Annotated in this window: 1 protein-coding gene; it reads right to left on the bottom strand. The window is 52.4% G+C overall.

The window, feature by feature from the left end; genetic code table 11:
* A partial coding sequence (locus tag CWC28_RS21820; RefSeq protein WP_138625793.1) for a DEAD/DEAH box helicase occupies nucleotides 1–250 on the bottom strand: 250 nt, incomplete at both ends.

Raw genomic sequence — 250 nt, 5'->3', positions numbered from 1 at the left:
AGATCGATAGTAAGCGTTTGCTTACGCAGGTGATCCTGAATCCTGCCTGGTGTACCGACAACAATATGAGCGCCATGAGCCAGAGATCCAATCTGAGGACCTATTGGTTGACCACCGCATAGAGTCACGACCTTGATGTTCTGGCGATAGCGAGCCAGTTTTCGGATCTCATTGGCTACCTGGGTAGCCAGCTCGCGGGTAGGGCAAAGTACCAGACCCTGGCAACCAAAAAAGCGTTGCTCAATCCCCA

Source organism: Pseudoalteromonas sp. S4492 (assembly GCF_005886115.1).
GTDB lineage: Bacteria > Pseudomonadota > Gammaproteobacteria > Enterobacterales > Alteromonadaceae > Pseudoalteromonas > Pseudoalteromonas gelatinilytica.
Note: the sequence above shows the minus strand (reverse complement) of the source record. Positions and strands in the feature narration are given on the sequence as shown.